Here is a 19814-nt window from a genome sequence, read left to right as displayed (position 1 = left end):
CGAGTTTTCGATGTGAGCAATTATTCATATTATCTCAAATATCGAGCAATTACTCATGTTTGGAGTGTTTCATGTCTGTACCCAATTCGGCGCAAGCCACCTCGAAGGCGCAGTCACCACCTGCCGCCAATGTTTTTCTAACGCTGCTGCCTATTACGCTGGCCGTGTTCGTCAGTTTCCTGAGCATCGGTCTGCCGCTTCCCGTGCTGCCCTTGCACGTACACGATGTGCTGGATAGGAGCACGCTGGTCGTGGGCCTGGTTGTGGGTGTTCAATTTGCAGCCGCTTTGCTGTCACGAGCCTGGGCCGGGAATCTGGCTGATACGCAAGGCTCCAAACACGCCGTCATGCTGGGACTGATGGTGATGTGCTTGTCCGGTCTGGCCTATCTGGCTTCTTTAAGCTTTGTCAGCACACCTACCCTGTCGGTCTGGGTACTGGTGATTGGCCGTATCTTGCTGGGCTGCGGTGAAAGCCTGATTGTGACGGGTGCCTTGAGCTGGGGCATTGGTCTGGTTGGCCCTCAAAATGCAGGCAAAGTCATGGCCTGGGTCGGTGTGGCCATGTACGGCGCCTATGCCATTGGTGCTCCGTTGGGGGTTGCCGTCAACCAGGATTACGGCTTTAACGGTATCTCCGTCGCCGTCACTCTGTTGCCATTGATTTCCCTAGTGATGCTGCTCAAGGTCCGTGCCACCGCCCCCACCGCGCTGCGTCGCACCCCTTTTTACAAAGTCCTGGGTCTGGTCTGGGGCGCTGGTATGGGCTTGCTGCTGTGCAGTGTCGGTTTTGGTAGTCTGACCGCCTTTATTGCCCTGCTCTTTGCCGATCGCAACTGGGGCAATGCTTCGCTGGCCTTCACTGCCTTTGGCGTCGCCTTCATTGCTGCGCGCATGTTCTTTGGTCATCTACCCGACAAGCTGGGCGGAGCACGCGTCGCATTGTTATGCGTGCTGGTGGAAGCTGTTGGCCTCTTGCTGATCTGGGGAGCCCACAACCCTGCCATTGCCTACCTGGGTGCCGCCTTGACCGGATGGGGCTACTCCCTGGCCTTTCCTGGTTTTGGTGTGGAAGCCGTGCGCCGCGCCCCACCCGAGAGCCGAGGTGTCGCCATGGGTGCCTATGTTGCCTTTCTGGACATCTCTTTAGGCATCACCGGGCCCGCCTTGGGGGCAGTGGCAGGAACCTGGGGGCTGGAAGCGATTTATCTGGTCAGTGCCGTGGTAGTCAGCTTGTCGGTACTGGTGGCCTTGCGTTTGATGCGTAGCCCTCTGGCCAAGGCTTGAAGCTCATCCCCCGAAGCAATTTCGTCATAACAAGAGGGACTGAGGCTGCGTAAAGGCAGGCTCAGTCCCTTTTTACAAGCTAGACACCGTCCTCAACGGCAGCTAGGTACAGCCTTATGGGGCTACATACAAAAGACGGCCCTGCTTTTTGGCTTGTTCCAGCTCCTGCACAACTTGCTGGCGCGTCTTATGAGTACCATCGGCAGGCAAGACGGGATACTCATCGTCTGCGAAGTCCAGCAAACCGGCTTGTTGCGCTTCTTGCAACTCCTGAACAACCTGAGCACGAGTTTTAACAGGGCCGCGCGGCACGTGGGGATAGCCATGCGCCGCTACGCTGATCAGCCCTTGTTCGCGTGCCAGCTCCAATTCCTGCACAACCTGAGCGCGACTCTTGCTGTAGACCTGCCCCTGTACGGAGGCAGAACCGTCAGCGGCCCAAGCGGATGCTGAGGCCATCAATGCCGTGCAAGCTAATGTCCATAAACCTAATTTCATGATGAATCTCCTTGATTAAAAAAACGCCTTGCTGCCTGGACCTATACAGACCGGGCAAAGGGGGGCGCGATGGGATTGGGTGGCGAAGAACGCAGCAGCACAGCCAGACACAAGGCCAGCAAACTGCACCAAAACACCAGGTTGTAGGCGCTGATCTGTGCTGCCACCTGTGATTCACGAGCCAGAATGCGAGCCAGACCGGCCAAACCTGCAGAGGCTCGCTCCATGACCAAGGGGTCACCCTCTACAAGATGACTGCTGAGGCTGCTGCGGCTGATATCGCCGGCCATGCGCAGCCAAGTGGAAACCAGCGTGGCTGCGGCGACAGGCGTAAAGACACGCGCGATGGGGACATACACGCCCAATGCCACTCCATGTTGGGGATTCAGATTGGTCACAAAGGCAGCAATCAAACCAATCAACATGCTGCTCTCGCCCACAGACTGCAAAATCAGCATCGAGACAAACTGTTCTACCCGCCAGTCGTGGCTGATATGAGTCCCCAAGCAGGCCGTGAACGCGAGAATGCTTAAACCGATAATCATCATCAGGCGTGGCTCAAGACGGCGACCCAGATAAATTGCCAAGGGGGTCGAGGCCAGATAAGCCCAAAACGCTATCCAGGTGGCGGCGCCTGCTTGCAGCGGCTTCAAGTCGCCCATCTGCGTCAGAAAGCTGGGAATCAGCAAGGACGTTGGCGTCATCAGTACACCGAACAGGCAAGCAATCATCAGACAGATACGAATATTGCGATTGCCCAGGGCCATCAGACTGGCAAAGGAGTTTTGCCTGCGCATGCCACGCCCTATTGCAGCCACGACAAGCAGCGCGCCCCCAGACAAGGCTGAAACAACCAGACCAGAGTCGCTCCAGCCCAAGCGTTCAGCCGACTCTATCCCCACAAAAGCCAGGACCAGGCCGGTGCAAAACAGGGCCATACCACCCCAGTCCGCGTTTTGCAGTTGCGGCCGGTCTACTGGAGCCAATGGCATGGCCTTCCAGGCCAGCAATGCAATCAATGGCCCCACAAAAGCAGTGGGCCAGTAAACCCAATGCCAACTGATTTCTTCCAGCAGGAAACCGGATGTGCCATATCCTGCATCCATGCCAGTTGACACACGCAAGCTGTACGCCGCCATGACAGCCAGCCACAACCGAGGGTGAACGCTGCGCAAAGCCAGGGACATCGTCAAAGGCAGGTAAATTCCCAGACACAGTCCCGCCAAGGCATGCAGACTTAGCAGAACGGGATAATGATGAGCAAAGAAAGGAATCAACAAGGCGACCAAACCCAACAGCAGACTTGGAGCCAGCAAAACCCGAGTCGGCCCGATGACGGTCGCCAGCCATGGTGCAATTGGCATGGAAATCAATTGCGCCGCATTCAAGGCGGTCCCCAACCAGGCAGCTTCCAGCACATCCAAGCCAAACTGACCACGCAAATCCGGTAAGGCAGCAGAAAACAGCCGCCCTTGCACGGTAGTCAGGACCGCACCCAGAAAAATCGCAATCACCGTCAAAACGGGACGTGCAGTTTGCGTATTGGCTACCAGTTGGGAGAGGCGCATGATCAGCCCTCCTGCGCCGGAACGACAGCCAACTGGCGAATCGGTTTCAAGCCGGGCATGTCATAAGCAGCAACAGGAGAACCCGCCGTATCGATCCTGGCTTGGGCCGACATGCCGGGACGCAGGCGCTCCAACTGTGCCTGACCCGGCTCCAGCTCGATACGCACAGGTATGCGCTGCACCACTTTGGTGAAATTCCCGGAGGCATTATCGGCCGGCAACAAGGAGGATTCAGCCCCGCTCATGGGTGCAATCTCGACCACACGCCCCCGCCAATTCCCCCCAGGCAAGCCATCCACGAACAACTCCACCGGCTGCCCCGGCTGCACGCGGGCAAGCTGCGTTTCCTTGTAGTTCGCAATGACGTAGGCCTGCTCCAAGGGGACGATGGAAACAATCTGCGTGCCTTGGTTCAACAAGCTGCCAACTTGCACATGACGCTTGTTCAAGACCCCGTCAAAAGGGGCCACAATCCGCGTATAGCCTAAATTGCGACGAGCAGACTCCAAGGCAGCTTCAACCGATTTCAAATCAGCGGTACGGACCGCACGCTGCCCCTGCAGCACCTTCAGGGAGTTTTTCGCCAGCTCCACTTGCGCCGCCGCAGCTTCACTTTGGCTGATGGCTTCGTCCAAATCAGCCTGGGCGTTTTCATAACCCTGACGTGACAAGGCGCCTTCCTTGACCAGCCTTGCCTGACGTGAAGGATTATTGCGGTATTGCCGCACACGCACCTGCACGGAGCGCAGCTTGGCCTGCGCCTCTTTAATACGCGCCTGCTGCTGTGCAATTTCACTATCCAGATTTTCCAGATTAGCCTGCGCCTTGAACTGATCTGCCTGTGCAGCCGCCACGGCCAATTCGTAATCCGCCGGATCAATCTGCGCAATCAGATCTCCCGCCTTGACCTGCTCATAATCCCCGAAGGGCAAGGCTTTCACGTAGCCCGAAACCTTGGCACTGAGCACCGCAAAGTCGGATTTCACGTAAGCATTCTGAGTGCTCTGTATGCGCCGGCTACTGGTCCACTCGTTCCACTGCGTGGTCGCCAACACGAGCAGCCCAACAATGGCCAAACACCCCAGCCAAGGAGCCAGCCGCAAGCTCAGTGCTTTGCGTCCCGTCGAAGTTGTTGATGTGCTCATTACCGTATTTCTACCCAATCAAAAATCACAACCTAACACCGTTAGTCTATGAGCGAATGATACACTAACATCGTTAGGTTGCAAATATCGGAGAGAACATGGCAACGAAAGCGCCCCGTATTCAACGCGAACACATCATCCAGACAGCGCTGGACCTGCTGGACCAGGAGGGTTTGGAAGGACTGACGTTGCGCAAGCTGGCCCAGGCCCTGAATATTCAGGCCCCCTCGCTGTATTGGCATTTCAATGCCAAGCAAGCCTTGATTGATGGCATGGCTGACGCCCTGGTAGAAAACGTGGCGCGACATTACCCAACTGACCAAGCCTGGGATGAGCAAGTTCGGCACTTGGCCCTGGAGTTCCGGCAAGCCCTCTTGCAAAGACGCGACGGAGCCCGCGTCTTTGCGGGCACCTACGTCGTCACCGACAATGTACTGCGCACCAGCGAAGCCTTTTTATCCGCTTTCATGCAGGCAGGCGCCGACAGCCAATTTGCTGCCGAGGCCAGCTTTAGCCTGATCTACTACATTCTGGGTTTTGTTATGGAAGAACAGGCCTTGGGGCCTGGCAGCACATTGGATCTGCCTTTGCGCAAACAGGCTTTTTTAGAATTGGTCCAAGAAAAATACCCCAGCAACTGGCAAGCACGTGAGGCGATTTTTTCCGATGACTTTACAGGCCGTTTTATCACTGGCCTGAACCTGTTAATTGATGGTACAAAGCAGCACATTCAAAACAAATCATAAACAGACACTCTCAGGACCCGCACATGCACGTTGCTACACAGGATTTTCCCCGTATCTGGGTCTCAAACAGCTCTCCATCCAACTGGAAAGAAGAACTGGAAGCTTTGCTGGATCAAGGACAACGCTTTGTCTTGCTGACCCGCGAGCTGCCCAGTGCAGAGGAAGGTGCAGACAAGGAGGAGTTCTCGCAATGGCTCAAGGACAACCGCAGCCGTTTACGCATTTCCTGTGCTGGCAGTCTGGTGATCGTCGGCAATGCCTTGATGGCCTTTTCCCTGAATGCCTTTGTCGCTCCCTTGAGCGAAAAACTCGGCTTTCCGGTACGTGTGGTGCATGAGGACGATCTGGACGCGCAAGTCGCTTCTTTTCTGGCTGCAAGCCCGGAAGTGGAGAACAGCTAAGCGGCGTGGGTTCCTCTGCCCGTACAGCACCTGCACACGCTGAAACATCAGAAGCTGCAACTTTATAGGCTCTGCACTGTCCATTATCTTTTCTGATTTTGGCTGTCACCCGTTTGAGTCTCTCCCCACTTCCGTCCACGCTGCCGCCTGTACTGGCAGGCCCTATTTTGCGTCGCCTCGATTCCCAGCGCCTGGTCTTATGGCTAGTCGCCAGCTCGGCCTTGACCCTGGACCTGCTCCTGGAAGCAGAGGGTGCCGCGCCCCAACGTATTCCACTAAGTAGCGAACACTGCCGCATCATTCAGTTGGGCAAGCATGCCTTTATCCATTTTCTGGATATACAGCTGACGACCGCCCTGCCCCAGGACACGCTTGTTCACTACGATTTACTCACCTCAACCGATGGTGGGCCAGAGCAAGGGATCGCTGACTGGGCCCCTCATCTGCTGCACCAGGGTCAGACACGACCCAGCTTTGTGCTGGCCAGTCGCGCCGACAATCTGATGTTTGGTTCCTGTCGCAAGCCCCATCACGCCGCGCGCGATGGCCTGGCTCAGGCTGATGCGGTATTGAGCGAACACATTACGCACGCCAATGCCCGGCCTGCCTTACTAATGCTGTCCGGAGATCAGGTCTACGCCGACGATGTGGCTGGCCCCATGCTGGGGGCCATTCATGCCTTGATTGAGCGGCTGGGCTTGTATGGGGAATATCTGGAAGGCGCTGTCGTCTCGAATAGCGAATCTCTTTACCAACACCCCGCCAGCTACTATCGACGCGCGGATCTGCTGCCCGCCTTCAAATCCAACGAGGATCTGCGCGAGCGCTTTTTTGGTGGTGTGGAAAAGCCGATTTTCACCACTGCCAACGCGCATAACCATCTGGTGACACTGGCCGAAGTCATGGCCATGTACTTGCTGGTCTGGTCCCCCACCCCGTGGCAAATCATCCCGGAGCCTGCGCCTCCCAAACTGGAACCTCAACACCAGCAACGCTGGCAAAGTGAGACCATAGCGTTGGATGGTTTCCGTCAGGATCTGCCCCAAGCAGCACGCCTTTTGGCCCACGTGCAAACCTTGATGATTTTTGACGACCACGACATCACCGATGACTGGAATCTGTCTGCCAAATGGGAAAGCACCGCATACGGCCATCCTTTTTCACGACAGATCGTGGGCAATGCCTTGATCGCCTATATGTTGTGTCAGGGCTGGGGGAACCGGCCCGAGGTGTTTGAATCGGTGCTGGATACGGTCACCAGCTGGACCAGCAAGCCGGATGAGCATCAGCGTCTTGAACATGAAACCCAGGATGCACTGATCAAGGAGCTGCTGGAGTTTCGCCAATGGGACTATGTGCTGCGCACCCAACCCACCCTGATCGTGCTGGATACACGTACACGCCGCTGGCATAAGCGTCGTTTGCCAAACCGCCCTTCCGGGTTGATGGATTGGGAATCCTTGACCGAGCTTCAGCACGAACTGCTGGATGAACGCGCCGCCATCATTGTGTCGCCCACGCCCATGTTTGGCGTCAAGCTGATCGAAGTGATTCAAAGCATCTGCACCTACGCAGGCTTTGCTCTGACGGTGGACGCCGAGAACTGGATGGCCCACCGGGGTGCCGCCAACACCATGCTGAACATCTTCAGGCATTCCCGCACGCCCGGTAACTACGTGATTCTGTCCGGCGATGTGCACTATTCCTTTGTCTACGATGTACAGGTCCGCCATAGCGGGCACATTCCACATATCTGGCAGGTCACCAGCAGCGGCATCAAGAACGAATTTCCGGAAGGTCTGCTGAACTGGCTGGATCGCCTGAACCGCTGGCTCTACTCCCCGCGCTCGCCGCTGAACTGGTTTACGCAACGCCGCGACCTGAGCATCAGCCCGCGTCTGCCGGATCAGCGCAAACACGGTGAACGGGTCTGGAATGGCTCCGGAATCGGCCAGATCTGGCTGGATGAAGCAGGCCGCCCCACCCGCATCCTGCATCACAATGCCAACAAAAAGCCGCCTACCGAATTTCTGCCTCCGGATCAGGAACAGAAAGGGTAAGGCGGCTAGCGTCTGGCTACAACAGGCAGAACTTACTGACCCGCTACAGAGCTGACATACGTGGCGATAGCATCACGCTCTTCGTCACTCAAGGTTTGGGCAAAAGAAGGCATGGCACCCATCCCTTCTTTCATCACCTTCAGAATTTGCTCTTTGGAGGGCTGCAACTCATCCAGATCGGGGCCGATGGCACCGGCAGAACCGGCATCAGCCAAGGTATGACAGACCGCACAGGCGATGGGCTTGGCGCCCCCGGTAAACAGAACCTTGCCCTGATCATCGGCCTGGGCCTGACCGGCAACAGCGAACAAACAGGCAGCAACAACAGCTAAGTATTTCTTCATGATTTCCTTCCAAACCCGCCCCGACGTATCGGGGCGGCTTACAACATTCAATGCTTAAACAACGGTGACCGGCAGCATGTGGTCGCGCCAGCTATTGTTCAGATAACCGTGGCTATTGGCCACGCGCTCTTCAGGCTGAACCGTACCGGCTTCACTGGTCGCACGGCTGGCGATTTCGTATTGACCGGGTTTCAGTTCCATCCCCACCACGAATTGACGCCAGGCGTACTTGCCCAGATCCGGCCCCACGAAGTTGGCCTTGACCCAATTCTTGCCGCCGTCCACGGACACTTCCACCTGCTTGGCCGAGGACATGCCACCAAAGGCCAGGCCTTGAACCTGTACCAGACCGGCCTTCACGTCTTCGCCAGGCTCTCCATTCGGGCTGGTGATCCAGGATTTCACCGGCATTTCCCATACCGATTCCTGATTCACATTGGTCTTTTCGCCCATAGGCGTCATGCGGTAGCTGTTTTGCTGAATGCTGGCTGCCGACTGATCCTTGCTGAAGGCCAGTTGCTTGATGTACTTGACGTTGTTCACGCCGGTGTAACCGGGCACGATCAAGCGCAAAGGACCGCCGTGAGCCAAGGGGATGGGCTGACCGTTGATTTCCCAGGCCAGAATCGCATCATCAATGGCTTCCAGAGGCAGGGAACGCTCCACCATGATGGTGTTGGGATCCAGACCTTCCGGGATCTCCTCGCCACCTGTACCAGTCATGTACTTGGCACCGGCTTCCATGCCGCCCGTAGCTTCCAGAACAGCCTTGATAGGCACGCCCGTAAACACCACACAGCCTGCTGCACCCACGGTCCACTTGGTGCCGCTGGGTTTCTCAGGGAAGTAGGCACGACCATTACCAGAGCACTGCAACACCATGGGCACAGCCACCAGTCCCAGGCGTTTCAGCTCGGCAACCGTCATATCTTTCGGGTTCTTTACGCCCTTGATCGACAGCACCCAGGCGTCCGGATCGGCCACGATCTGCTCGGACGGAGGAGCCACGTTATTGCGCACGAACAAACGGTCCAGCGGTGTAATCAAGCCGGAGCCAAAAGCGCTGCGTTTGGTTTCAATGGTGTTGGCACTGTGCACGATCAAGCTGTCGGCATGTTTCCAGGATGCATAGGCTGGCAGGGCTTTGGTCTGCGTTTTTGCCTTTTCCTGAGCCAGTGCCGCTGACAAGGGTGTCAGGCTTGCAGTACCGGCCAGGGCCATCACCCCGCCCGTCGACAAAAGCATGCGCCGGCGTGAGAGATTGCTGGGTTCCATGATCGCCTCCATGTGTGTTTGTTATCTGTAATTAATTTAGGCTTCGATTTTATGGGGGCACTAGCTTTATAACTAGAATCTATAACCCTTATATATAACGCTCATATAGAGGATTAAAGAAGGAATATGAAAGCGGGAAAGGCGCTTGAAACAAGGGTTTCCTTGCAAGCGCGGCTTTTGTCCAAAACGTGAAATAAGGCGTAAAACTTTTCCTGGGCGGTGTTAGCGCCGGGCAGGATAGTTAATGAAGATGAACGGTTTGAAATCTGAAACGCCAAAAAAACAACGTCTGTTTGAAATTTTCATGACATGCTGCGGGCCATAAAAAAAGCCCCCGGAATTTCCGGGGGCCTTCAAACTGCGATGGTCTGACTCAGTATTTGCTTCGCTTTTTAGCTAACAGGATCCAGCTTGGCAATCGCCAAAGCCAGAGTCTTGCTGCCGACTTCACGGAACTGAATCAAGGCCTGGGCATCGTCACCCTGACCCGTCAGATTAATGATGGTGCCTTCACCAAAGCGGTTGTGATGCACCCCCTGCCCCACACGGAAAGTCTGGCCATTCACTTCCAGCACGCTGGTGTGACTGCGACCGCCGTAAGGCTGGGCCGAATAGCTCTTGTCCTTGGACTCCCAGCTTTGACCACGACGGAATGCGCCCGAACTGGCCTCTGACTGCATGGGCGAGCTGGTATAGCGAGCCGACAACCATTTGATGTGTTGCTCCGGCAGCTCTTCCAGAAAGCGCGAACGCATGGCGTAACGCGTCTGGCCGTGCAGCATGCGGCTTTGCGCCAGGGTGATGTACAGACGCTGACGCGCCCGCGTAATCGCCACGTACATCAAACGACGCTCTTCCTCGATCCCACCGGGATCGAACAAGCTGTTCTCATGCGGGAACAAGCCCTCTTCCAAGCCGGTAATGAAGACCGCATCAAACTCCAGACCTTTGGCGGCATGGATCGTCATCAGCTGAATGGCGTCCTGGCCTGCCTGGGCCTGATTGTCCCCTGCCTCCAGAGAGGCATGAGTCAGGAAGGAGCCCAAAGGCGACATGGGAGCCAGCACGGAGGCAGCCGGTTGATCCGGGTTCTGCATGGCCTGCTCGGACTCGCCCGCCACAGCTTCAGGGACTCGACCTGCGGGCAGTTCTGCAAAGCCTTCTTCACCTACAAAAACCGTGGCCGCGTTGACCAACTCCTGCAAGTTTTCCAGCCGCTCAGCACCTTCGCGGTCGGCCTGGTAATGGGCCAGCAAGGTACTGTCGTGGACAACATGCTCGATCAGTTCGGGCAAAGACAGGATCTGCGCCTGGCTGGCCATATCCTGAATCAGGTTCGAAAAGCGCATCAAGCTGGCCGCCGCACGCCCTTGCAGGTAGGGAATCGCACGCAACAAGCTGGTACCACGTTCACGCGCCAGATCAGCCAGTTGCTCGACAGAGCGGGCACCGATACCACGAGTCGGGAAGTTCACGACGCGCAGGAAAGCGGTGTCATCATCTGCGTTGTCCATCAGGCGCAAGTAAGCCAGTACGTGCTTGATTTCCTGACGCTCGAAGAAGCGGTGGCCGCCATACACTTTGTAGGGCAAGCCTTGGGAAAACAGCCTGTGCTCGATCACTCGGGACTGGGCGTTGCTACGGTACAGAATGGCAATTTCACGACGCGGTTTGCCTTCAGCAATCAGGGCGCGGACTTCATCCACAATCCACTGTGCTTCCAGAGCATCCGAGGCCAGTTCGCTGATGCGTACCAGCTCGCCTTCACCGCTATCGGTCCACAGGTTCTTGCCCAGGCGGCCGCTATTGTTCTCGATCAGCGCGTTGGCCGAATCCAGAATATGGCCGCAGGAACGGTAGTTCTGCTCCAGACGTATCACATTGCCACGGGCATAGTCGCGCTCGAAGTCGGCCATATTGCCGACGTTCGCGCCACGGAAAGCGTAGATGGACTGGTCATCGTCGCCCACCGCAAACATGCAAGCCTGATCACCGGCCAAAAGACGCAACCAGCGATACTGCAGCACGTTGGTGTCCTGAAACTCGTCGACCAGAATGTGTTTGAAACGGCGCTGATAATGCTCACGGATCGGGGCATTGCGGGACAGCAGCTCGTAGGCACGCAGCAGCAGCTCGCCAAAGTCCACCACACCTTCACGTTCGCACTGCTCTTGATAAAGCTGATAGAGCTCGATCAGGCGTCGGCGGTGAGGGTCGTGGGCTTCCAGGTCGCCAGGACGTTGGCCATCTTCTTTACAGGCGTTGATGAACTTCTGAATTTCCTTGGGCGGAAATTTCTCGTCATCCACATTGTTGGCCTTGACCATGCGCTTGATGGAGGCCAACTGATCTGCCGTATCCAGGATCTGGAAAGTCTGTACCAGACCGGCGTCACGGTAATGCATGCGCAGCAGGCGATTGCACAGGCCGTGAAAGGTCCCGACCCACATTCCGCGAGTATCGATAGGCAATAAAGAAGTAAGCCGCGTCAGCATTTCGCGCGCGGCTTTATTGGTGAAGGTAACAGCGGCCAGTCCGTGAGGGCTGACCTGCCCGGTCTGAATTAACCAGGCCATTCGGGAGGTCAGTACACTGGTTTTTCCGCTACCGGCTCCGGCCAGCACCAGGGCATGGCCAGAGGGTAAAGTAACGGCGGCTCGCTGTTCCGGGTTTAAGCGATCCATCATGCCGCGTAGCGGCGCAGACGCAAGGCGAACTGCTCAAGACTTTCAATACCACTTTGCTGAGCGCGCTGGCACCATGTGCGCAGATCGGACAGCAACTGCTCGCTGGAAGCGCTGGAGCTTTCCCAGATACCGGCCAGTTCACGCTGCATGCGAACCAGAATGGACAGGCGGGAATCGCCAGCCGCTACGGTTTCCAGTTCAGCGCGCTGCTCGGGAGCCAGAACGTCGTCGCCGCGACCGATCCAGTCGTTGCAGCTTTCCAGCAGGGACCAGGAGCAATTCGGATTGTCTTTGTTCACTTGTGGCTTCAGACGAGCAATTTCTTCCGAGGCCGTGGTTTTGATGATGTCCGCATAGCGGGCCAGAATTTCGTAGCGGTGAGTAATCACACCTTGCAAGGTTGCCAGGCTGATGCCTTCCAACGGGGCATTCGACGCCACGCTAGGTTCCAGACGCAGCTTGGGAGCGACCTTCTTGACCTTGGCCAGACCCAGTGCCTTGAACACCGAGATGTAGCACCAGCCCAAGTCAAATTCGTACCATTTGCTGGAGAACTTGGCCGACGTACCGTAAGCGTGGTGGTTGTTGTGCAGCTCTTCACCACCAATGATGATGCCCCAAGGGAACACGTTGGTGCTGGTATCTGGGCTGGCAAAGTTGCGGTAACCGATAGCGTGACCCAGACCGTTCACCACACCGGCTGCCCAGAAAGGAATCCAGGCCATCTGGATAGCCCAGACAGTCAGACCCAGCAGACCGAACAGGAACAGATCAATACCCAACATGATGGTAATACCCAACATGCTGTATTTGCTGTACAGGTTGCGCTCGAGCCAGTCATCGGGGGTGCCGTGACCAAAACGCTTCAAAGTTTCAGGGTTGGTGGCTTCCTGGCGGTACAGCTCAGCACCACGGAAGAATACCTGGCCCAGACCAAAGACCACAGGGGAATGGGGATCGCCTTCACGTTCGCATTTGGCGTGGTGCTTGCGGTGAATCGCAACCCATTCTTTTGTGACCATACCGGTGGTCATCCAGAGCCAGAAACGGAAGAAATGCATAAGCGCTGGGTGCAGGTCTAGCCCGCGGTGCGCCTGACTACGGTGGAGAAATACGGTAACTGACACAATAGTGACATGAGTCACCGCCAGAATGACTAGAGTAAGCTGCCACCAAGACAGTTGCAGCCATCCGTCAGCAAGAAAAGAAAGAAACGATTGCATAGACCCTTTTAGACCTGATCTTTGTGTTAAGGGAAACCGGAAAAGTGTAGCCCACCTAACCGGTTAACAATAACACTATTTAAGGACGAACTTGCTTTAAATCAAGCACTTTCCGTGATTCGTTCAAGTGCCGCACCAAAGAAACAGTCGGTTTGGTGACGGTCCGTGCGCAGATTCAAATAAGGCCCCTCTAGCGCGAGGGCCGGACATTTGTCCTTCAAGATTTCCCGGGCATCCAGCAGCTTGAACTCGGGATGTTTGTCCAAGAACGCCTGCACTTGCTGCTCGTTTTCTTCAGGCAAGAAACTACATGTTGCATAAACCAAACGACCTCCTGGTGCGACACAAGCAGCAGCTTGTTCCAGAATGTCGGCCTGCATCTGAGTGTACTGCTCCAGAGCTTGTGGGTGTTGACGCCACTTAAGATCAGGATTTCGACGCAAAGTTCCCAAGCCACTGCAAGGGGCGTCTACCAATACGCGCTGTGCCTTGCCATGCAGGCGGCGAACACGCTGGTCGCCCTCTTCCTGAATCACGACAGGCACCACATTGGACAGACCAGCACGAGCAAAGCGCGGTTTGGCCTTGTTCAAGCGGGTTGCCGACACATCAAAGGCGTACAAACGGCCTGTGGAGCGCATCAAGGCGCCCAGCAGCAGGGATTTGCCACCGGCACCGGCGCAGTAATCGATAACCATCTCGCCACGACGAGGCTCCAGCAAGGCGGTCAGCAACTGGCTGCCCTCTTCCTGAATTTCCAGCTCGCCTTTCTCATACTGTGGCCATACTGCGACAGATGGGCGGCCTTCAATACGGATACCCCAAGGCGAAAACGGCATGGCAACCGGTTTGAAGCGAGCCATGGGGCCGTTTTGCAGCTGACGCAATACCGTGTCGCGCTCGGCTTTCATGGGGTTGACGCGCAGATCCAGCAAGGCCTGCTCGTTCATGGCAGCCATCAGCTTGTAGGAATCGGGGATCTCTTTCAGCCGCTCTTCCAGCCACTCGGGCAGGCTCAGGCGCACGCCAACCGGCAGACCGTCCACATTCAGGGCACGGATATGGCCCAGCCACTGGCGCTCTTCTTCCGTCAGACCCAAAGACAGGGATTCCTGACCGATGGCGGTAGACAGGCCCAGAATGGCCAGACGACGGGTGGATGGGCCTACGCCGCTTTCCGCCCAGTTACGGTACTGACGCAGGTGGCGCAGCACATCAAACACGGCCTCGCGGATCTCGGCACGGTCACGCGAGCCCATTTTGGGGCGTGTACGCGCCCAGCGTGTCAAAGCCAGGTCGGCGGGATGCTTCCACTGCAAAACTTCACCCAGGGCGCTGGAAACCTGTTCCAGACGGCGCTGTGCCATCGCTCCCGGCTCGGGTGGGCCCGAGGGTTTGTCGCGGCGTGCTGCATAAGGGCGACCACGCGCTCCGGACTCGTTACGTTGGGCAGACGAGGACGGGCGCTTGCGGTCCGAGCGGCCGCGGGATTGTTGGTGATCAGACATGAATATTCAAAAATTCCAAATAGCCCGCTCAATCAGGCGGGAAAATAAAAGCCGCGATGCGCAAGTCCGGCAACCTCGACACGGCCATCAGCCTGCAAACGCACCCGTCCCTCGATCAGCCAGCGTACGGCCTCGGTATAGACGTGGTGTTCAGTTGCCAGAACGCGCTCTGCCAGGGTTTGGGCATCATCGTCGTGCAGGACGGGCACGATAGTTTGAGCAATGATGGGACCATCATCGAGCACAGGGGTCACAAAGTGCACCGAGCAGCCGTGAAACTGCACGCCCGCGTCAAGTGCCTGTTGATGTGTATTCAAACCGGGAAAGCTAGGAAGCAAGGATGGGTGTATATTGATGAGCTTGCCTGCATAGTGCTGAACAAAACCTGTGCTCAGGATGCGCATGAATCCCGCAAGTAGAACATAATCTGGCTGGTAGCGGTCGATCACGCGTGCCAAAGCCTGGTCAAAGGCTTCACGTGTTGCAAATTCGCGATGCGAAACCGTCTCGGTAGGCAGCCCTTGACGCTGCGCCCATTCCAGTCCGGGCGCATCGCCCTTGTTAGAGATGACCGCCTCGATACGGCCATTTAAGCCCGCTGTCTTGATCAGTTCGCCTATGGCCTGCAAGTTGGAGCCCCGGCCTGAAATAAGCACAACAAGGCGACAAGGTAGGGTGGAATCGGTCAAAATCCTGTTTCCCGAGAAATAACGAATCCAAAATTGTAAACTCTCGCTTGTGAAATCTGATCTAAAACTCTATCGCTCTCTGCCGCGGCGCAACAGCACGGCCCGCAGCGCTGTCACCATTGGCAATTTTGACGGGGTCCATCTGGGCCATCAGGCCATCTTGCATCGCGTCAATGAAGTGGCGCGCCAGCAGGACCTGAGCTCCTGTGTGATGACCTTTACGCCCCACCCGCGCGCCTTTTTTGCGCAGCGCGGCCAACGGCCCGAACTGATCCCCACGCAGATCAGCGGCCTGCGCGACAAGGTCGAAGCCCTGCACCAATGCGGTATTGAACAAATTTATCTGGCCCGCTTCAATCAGGCCATGGCCGATATGTCGGCGGCCACCTTTATTGACGAGATTCTGGTCCAGGGTCTGAACACTGGCTGGTTGCTGGTGGGCGAGGATTTCCGCTACGGCCACAAACGCGCCGGCGACATTGAAATGTTGCGTGAAGCAGGCAAGCGCCACGGCTTCAGCGTCGAGACCCTGCACGATGTGGCCGATGCCGATGGCCGCCGCATTTCCAGCTCGGAAGTGCGCACCGCCCTGGCCGTAGGCCAGCTGGACCGTGCCCGTGCCTTGCTGGGCAAACCCTTTCATATTAGTGGTCATGTCATTCATGGCCAGAAGCTGGGCCGGGACATTGGCTACCCGACCTTGAACGTGCGTGTTCCCGAACACTGTGCCGCCCGCTCCGGCGTGTACGTGGTCCGGGTTCACGGACTGACCGGACAGGCTCTGCCCGGCATTGCCTCCTTGGGGGTACGCCCAACCGTCATAGACCAGGGACGGCTGCTGTTAGAGGTGCATTTACTGGACCAACGCCTGGATGCTTACGGTAAACTTGCCCGTATAGAATTTCTGGAATTTGTCAGGGACGAGGAAAAATTCCCCGACCTCATCACAATGATCGCTGCCATCGACAACGATGCACAACGCGCTCGCGACTACTTTGCTTCAAATGGACTATAAAAACTCTCTCAATTTGCCCGACACTCCCTTTCCCATGCGTGGTGACCTCGCCAAACGTGAGCCGGGCTGGATTAGCCAGTGGGAAGAAAACAAAGTCTATGCAGCAATTCGGCAAGCCAGTGCCGGTCGTCCCAAATTTATTTTGCACGACGGCCCTCCCTATGCGAACGGCGACATTCACATTGGTCACGCGGTCAACAAGGTTCTGAAAGACATCATCGTCAAAAGCCGCAATATGGCTGGATTTGACGCGCAGTACGTGCCCGGCTGGGACTGCCACGGCATGCCTATTGAAGTCCAGATCGAAAAGAAATACGGCAAGAACCTGCCTGTGGCTGAAGTTCAGGCCAAGGCACGCGCCTACGCTCTGGAACAGATCGACAGCCAGCGCAAGGACTTCAAGCGTCTGGGCGTGCTGGCCGACTGGGACCTGCCTTACCTGACCATGAACTTCAGCAACGAAGCCGACGAGCTGCGCGTGCTGTCCAAGATCATGCAAAAAGGTTTCGTGTTCCGTGGCCTGAAACCCGTGAACTGGTGTTTTGACTGTGGTTCCGCCCTGGCAGAAGCCGAGGTTGAATACGCGGATCGCACCGACCCGTCCGTGCACGTCGCCTTCCCCTTCGCGCAAAAAGACAAGCTGGCTGCCGCCTTTGGCGTGGACAGCGTGGACGATGGCGCCATCGTCATCTGGACCACTACTCCCTGGACCATTCCTGCCAACCAGGCACTGAACGTACACCCTGAAATCAGCTACGCCCTGGTCAAGCTGGACAGCCCACGCGCCACCGGCTCCATGCTGATCATGGCTGAAGAGCTGGTGAAATCCTGCCTGGAACAATGGGGCCTGAACGGCCAGGTCGTGGCCACCACCACCGGCGAAGCCCTGAACCTGATCGAATTCAACCACCCTCTGGCGCACGTGGATGCAGGCTACCAACGCCGCTCCCCTGTGTACCTGGGCGACTACGTTACCCTGGACAGCGGTACGGGCGTAGTGCACTCGGCCCCGGCCTACGGTATTGAAGACTTTATCTCCTGCAAAGCCCACGGCATGAAGGACGACGACATGCTCACGCCCGTGATGGGCAATGGGCATTACGCCGAGAATCTGCCCCTGTTTGGCGGCCAGATGATCTGGAAGGCCAATCCGCAAATCGTGGAAGCCTTGCAGAACGCCGGTACTTTGCTGAAAACCGAACAGCACCCGCACAGCTACATGCACTGCTGGCGTCACAAGACGCCCATCATCTACCGTGCTACCAGCCAATGGTTTGCCGGTATGGACAAGGAAAACAGCAGCGGCCGTACCTTGCGTGAAATGGCTCTGGAAGCCATTGATAACACCGAGTTCTACCCCTCCTGGGGTCGTGCCCGCCTGCACGCCATGATCGCTAACCGTCCAGACTGGACCTTGTCGCGTCAGCGTCAATGGGGTGTGCCCATGGCTTTCTTTGTGCACAAGGAAACCGGCGAACTGCATCCGCGCACGCCCGAGCTGATGGAGCAAGTGGCCGAGCGCATCGAAAAAAGCGGTATCGAGGCCTGGCAAAACCTGGACCCACGCGACCTGCTGGGTGACGAAGCCGATCTGTACGAGAAAAACCGTGACACGCTGGACGTGTGGTTTGACTCGGGCACCACGCACGCCACCGTGCTGGGCGGCAAGGATCACACTACCCACGGCTCGCACGCTGACAAGCTGCAATGGCCTGCCGACCTGTACCTGGAAGGCTCGGACCAACACCGTGGCTGGTTCCATTCGTCCTTGCTGACTGGCTGCATGCTGTATGGCCGCGCGCCCTACAAAGCCCTGCTGACCCACGGCTTCGTGGTGGACGGCAATGGCCGTAAGATGAGCAAATCGCTGGGCAATATCATCAAGCCGCAAGAAATTGCCGACAAGATGGGTGCCGAGATCATGCGCCTGTGGGCCGCCTCTACCGACTACTCGGGCGAGCTGTCCATCTCCGACGAAATTCTGAAGCGTGTTGTGGAAGGCTACCGCCGTATCCGCAATACCCTGAAGTTCCTGCTGGGCAACCTGGCCGACTTCGACGTCACCCAACATGCTGTGCCTGTTGATCAACTGACCGAGATCGACCGCTACGCCCTGCAAATGACAGCCGATATGCAGGCCGAATTGCTGGAGAACTACAAGCGCTACGAGTTCCACCCCATCGTGGCTCGCTTGCAGACCTTCTGCTCCGAAGACCTGGGCGCGTTCTACCTGGATATTCTGAAAGACCGCCTGTACACCACCGCTAAAGATGGCCAGCCACGTCGCTCGGCTCAAACGGCGCTGTACCACCTGACGCAAACCCTGCTCAAGCTGATGGCTCCCATCCTGTCCTTCACGGCAGAAGAAGCCTGGCGCGACATGCACGGTGGTACGGTTCCTAGCGGCACCATCTTCACCGAACTGTTCCATGTCCTGCCCGAGCAAGGCGAACAGTCTGCACTGAGCACCAAGTGGCAACGCCTGCGCGCCATCCGTGCCGACGTGATGCGCCGCATTGAAGATGTACGTAGTACCGGCGCCATCGGTTCGTCCCTGGCTGCCGAGATCGACATCTACGCCAACGGTCAGGATCTGGAATTCCTGCAATCCCTGGGCGAAGATCTGCGCTTCATGCTGATCGTCTCGCGTGCCGATGTGCATGCAGGCGAAGGCGATTTGCGCATCGACGTTACTCCTACCGAACAGGCCAAGTGCGAGCGTTGCTGGCACCACCGCCCAGACGTAGGCCAGAGCGCCGAGCACCCCACCCTGTGTGGTCGTTGCGAGGACAATCTGTTTGGCGAAGGCGAAGTACGTCACCATGCCTGATAAGGACATGGCCCCTTCTCCCGGCCAGGCCCGACTGCCCTCGCGGCAGTTCTGGGCCTGGATTGGTCTGGCCGCCTTTATTGTCGGCCTGGACCAATGGACCAAACAGTATTTCGACACCAACCTGTTCTATCAGGAACGTTGGAATATCCTGCCCTTTTTTGATTTCACCCTGCTCTACAACCCCGGCGCGGCATTCAGCTTTCTGGCCGGTGGTCAGGGTTGGCAGCGCTGGTTCTTTGTAGGCATTGCCGTTGTCGCCACCGTCTTTATCGTGACCATGCTGCGCCGCTCGGCCAAGCAGCCCTTGTTTTGCCTGTCGCTAAGCCTGATTCTGGGTGGAGCCGTCGGCAACGTGGTGGATCGCCTGATGCACGGACACGTGGTAGATTTTCTGCTGTTCTACTGGAATCAATCCTACTTTCCGGCCTTCAATATTGCCGACGTCGCCATCAGCTGCGGCGCTGCCCTGTTGGTGCTGGACGAATTCCTGCGCATGCGCCGCAACAAACGACAGCGCGCCTGAGTCTGTAAGGATC

The 19814-nt window shown here is 57.0% G+C and carries 16 protein-coding genes; 7 read left to right on the top strand and 9 right to left on the bottom strand.

Annotated features, from left to right (window positions below):
• Positions 1-71: 71 nt before the first annotated feature.
• Entirely contained in the window at positions 72-1286 is a 1215-nt protein-coding gene (locus tag DUD43_RS07875) for an arabinose transporter (RefSeq protein ID WP_153229841.1), read from the top strand.
• A 114-nt stretch (positions 1287-1400) separates the two neighbouring features.
• Here the strand turns inward: DUD43_RS07875 and DUD43_RS07870 are convergent, their stop codons facing one another.
• From DUD43_RS07870 to DUD43_RS07860, 3 genes are read right to left on the bottom strand one after another with little or no spacing between them, the layout of a single operon-like run.
• Positions 1401-1784, bottom strand: a complete 384-nt coding sequence (locus tag DUD43_RS07870) for a DUF4148 domain-containing protein (RefSeq protein WP_153229840.1) — start codon at positions 1782-1784, stop codon at positions 1401-1403.
• Positions 1785-1825: 41 nt separating this feature from the next.
• Positions 1826-3352 (bottom strand): MFS transporter, encoded by a 1527-nt coding sequence (locus DUD43_RS07865; RefSeq protein WP_153229839.1) that lies wholly within the window; start codon positions 3350-3352, stop codon positions 1826-1828.
• A 2-nt stretch (positions 3353-3354) separates the two neighbouring features.
• Positions 3355-4497: an HlyD family secretion protein gene (locus tag DUD43_RS07860; protein WP_153229838.1), complete on the bottom strand. Its 1143-nt coding sequence runs from the start codon at positions 4495-4497 to the stop codon at positions 3355-3357.
• Positions 4498-4595: 98 nt separating this feature from the next.
• Here DUD43_RS07860 and DUD43_RS07855 point away from each other — a divergent pair, with 98 nt between their 5' ends.
• From DUD43_RS07855 to DUD43_RS07845, 3 genes are all read left to right on the top strand, one after another.
• Positions 4596-5243 (top strand): TetR/AcrR family transcriptional regulator C-terminal domain-containing protein, encoded by a 648-nt coding sequence (locus DUD43_RS07855; protein ID WP_153229837.1) that lies wholly within the window; start codon positions 4596-4598, stop codon positions 5241-5243.
• Positions 5244-5266: 23 nt separating this feature from the next.
• A complete protein-coding gene (locus DUD43_RS07850; RefSeq protein ID WP_153229836.1) occupies positions 5267-5644 on the top strand; it encodes a hypothetical protein in 378 nt (125 codons plus the stop codon).
• Between the two features lie 113 nt (positions 5645-5757).
• Entirely contained in the window at positions 5758-7704 is a 1947-nt protein-coding gene (locus tag DUD43_RS07845) for an alkaline phosphatase D family protein (RefSeq protein ID WP_228125935.1), read from the top strand.
• A gap of 32 nt (positions 7705-7736) precedes the next feature.
• Here DUD43_RS07845 and DUD43_RS07840 read toward each other — a convergent pair whose 3' ends face one another.
• The 6 genes from DUD43_RS07840 to purN form a co-directional block, all read right to left on the bottom strand.
• The gene (locus DUD43_RS07840; protein ID WP_153229835.1) at positions 7737-8048 is read right to left on the bottom strand and encodes a c-type cytochrome; all 312 of its coding nucleotides are present in this window, start codon (positions 8046-8048) and stop codon (positions 7737-7739) included.
• Positions 8049-8102: 54 nt separating this feature from the next.
• Entirely contained in the window at positions 8103-9323 is a 1221-nt protein-coding gene (locus DUD43_RS07835) for a sulfite oxidase (RefSeq protein ID WP_194273464.1), read from the bottom strand.
• Between the two features lie 392 nt (positions 9324-9715).
• Positions 9716-12010, bottom strand: coding sequence for a UvrD-helicase domain-containing protein (locus DUD43_RS07830; protein WP_153229834.1), 2295 nt, complete (start codon positions 12008-12010; stop codon positions 9716-9718).
• Positions 12007-13233 (bottom strand): fatty acid desaturase, encoded by a 1227-nt coding sequence (locus DUD43_RS07825; protein WP_153229833.1) that lies wholly within the window; start codon positions 13231-13233, stop codon positions 12007-12009. The genes DUD43_RS07830 and DUD43_RS07825 overlap by 4 nt, the downstream gene beginning before the upstream one ends.
• Before the next feature lie 101 nt (positions 13234-13334).
• On the bottom strand, positions 13335-14600 hold the full coding sequence (locus DUD43_RS07820) for an RsmB/NOP family class I SAM-dependent RNA methyltransferase (RefSeq protein WP_228125961.1): 1266 nt from the start codon (positions 14598-14600) through the stop codon (positions 13335-13337).
• 173 nt (positions 14601-14773) lie between these two features.
• A complete protein-coding gene (purN, locus tag DUD43_RS07815; RefSeq protein WP_042487843.1) occupies positions 14774-15430 on the bottom strand; it encodes a phosphoribosylglycinamide formyltransferase in 657 nt (218 codons plus the stop codon).
• Positions 15431-15479: 49 nt separating this feature from the next.
• Between purN and DUD43_RS07810 the strand changes: the two genes are divergently transcribed.
• From DUD43_RS07810 to lspA, 3 genes are read left to right on the top strand one after another with little or no spacing between them, the layout of a single operon-like run.
• On the top strand, positions 15480-16445 hold the full coding sequence (locus tag DUD43_RS07810; protein WP_042487846.1) for a bifunctional riboflavin kinase/FAD synthetase: 966 nt from the start codon (positions 15480-15482) through the stop codon (positions 16443-16445).
• Positions 16435-19275 carry an isoleucine--tRNA ligase gene (gene ileS, locus DUD43_RS07805; protein ID WP_153229831.1) on the top strand — a complete coding sequence of 947 codons (2841 nt, stop codon included), beginning with the start codon at positions 16435-16437 and terminating at the stop codon, positions 19273-19275. Before DUD43_RS07810 ends, ileS begins: the two co-directional genes overlap by 11 nt.
• On the top strand, positions 19268-19801 hold the full coding sequence (lspA, locus tag DUD43_RS07800) for a signal peptidase II (RefSeq protein WP_153231574.1): 534 nt from the start codon (positions 19268-19270) through the stop codon (positions 19799-19801). Before ileS ends, lspA begins: the two co-directional genes overlap by 8 nt.
• The last annotated feature ends 13 nt before the right edge of the window (positions 19802-19814 follow it).

Source organism: Alcaligenes faecalis, from assembly GCF_009497775.1.
Classification (GTDB): Bacteria; Pseudomonadota; Gammaproteobacteria; order Burkholderiales; family Burkholderiaceae_B; genus Alcaligenes; species Alcaligenes faecalis_D.
Note: the sequence above shows the minus strand (reverse complement) of the source record. Positions and strands in the feature narration are given on the sequence as shown.

Bases quoted from the DNA above. Each gene is read 5' to 3' on its own strand.
- lspA (WP_153231574.1), top strand. From the start codon at position 19,268: ATGCCTGATAAGGACATGGCCCCTTCTCCCGGCCAGGCCCGACTGCCC.
- DUD43_RS07855 (WP_153229837.1), top strand. From the start codon at position 4,596: ATGGCAACGAAAGCGCCCCGTATTCAACGCGAACACATCATCCAGACA.
- DUD43_RS07865 (WP_153229839.1), bottom strand. From the start codon at position 3,352: ATGCGCCTCTCCCAACTGGTAGCCAATACGCAAACTGCACGTCCCGTT.
- DUD43_RS07830 (WP_153229834.1), bottom strand. From the start codon at position 12,010: ATGATGGATCGCTTAAACCCGGAACAGCGAGCCGCCGTTACTTTACCC.
- DUD43_RS07860 (WP_153229838.1), bottom strand. From the start codon at position 4,497: ATGAGCACATCAACAACTTCGACGGGACGCAAAGCACTGAGCTTGCGG.
- DUD43_RS07840 (WP_153229835.1), bottom strand. From the start codon at position 8,048: ATGAAGAAATACTTAGCTGTTGTTGCTGCCTGTTTGTTCGCTGTTGCC.
- ileS (WP_153229831.1), top strand. From the start codon at position 16,435: ATGGACTATAAAAACTCTCTCAATTTGCCCGACACTCCCTTTCCCATG.
- DUD43_RS07850 (WP_153229836.1), top strand. From the start codon at position 5,267: ATGCACGTTGCTACACAGGATTTTCCCCGTATCTGGGTCTCAAACAGC.
- DUD43_RS07825 (WP_153229833.1), bottom strand. From the start codon at position 13,233: ATGCAATCGTTTCTTTCTTTTCTTGCTGACGGATGGCTGCAACTGTCT.
- DUD43_RS07820 (WP_228125961.1), bottom strand. From the start codon at position 14,600: ATGGCACAGCGCCGTCTGGAACAGGTTTCCAGCGCCCTGGGTGAAGTT.
- DUD43_RS07835 (WP_194273464.1), bottom strand. From the start codon at position 9,323: ATGGAACCCAGCAATCTCTCACGCCGGCGCATGCTTTTGTCGACGGGC.
- DUD43_RS07870 (WP_153229840.1), bottom strand. From the start codon at position 1,784: ATGAAATTAGGTTTATGGACATTAGCTTGCACGGCATTGATGGCCTCA.
- DUD43_RS07875 (WP_153229841.1), top strand. From the start codon at position 72: ATGTCTGTACCCAATTCGGCGCAAGCCACCTCGAAGGCGCAGTCACCA.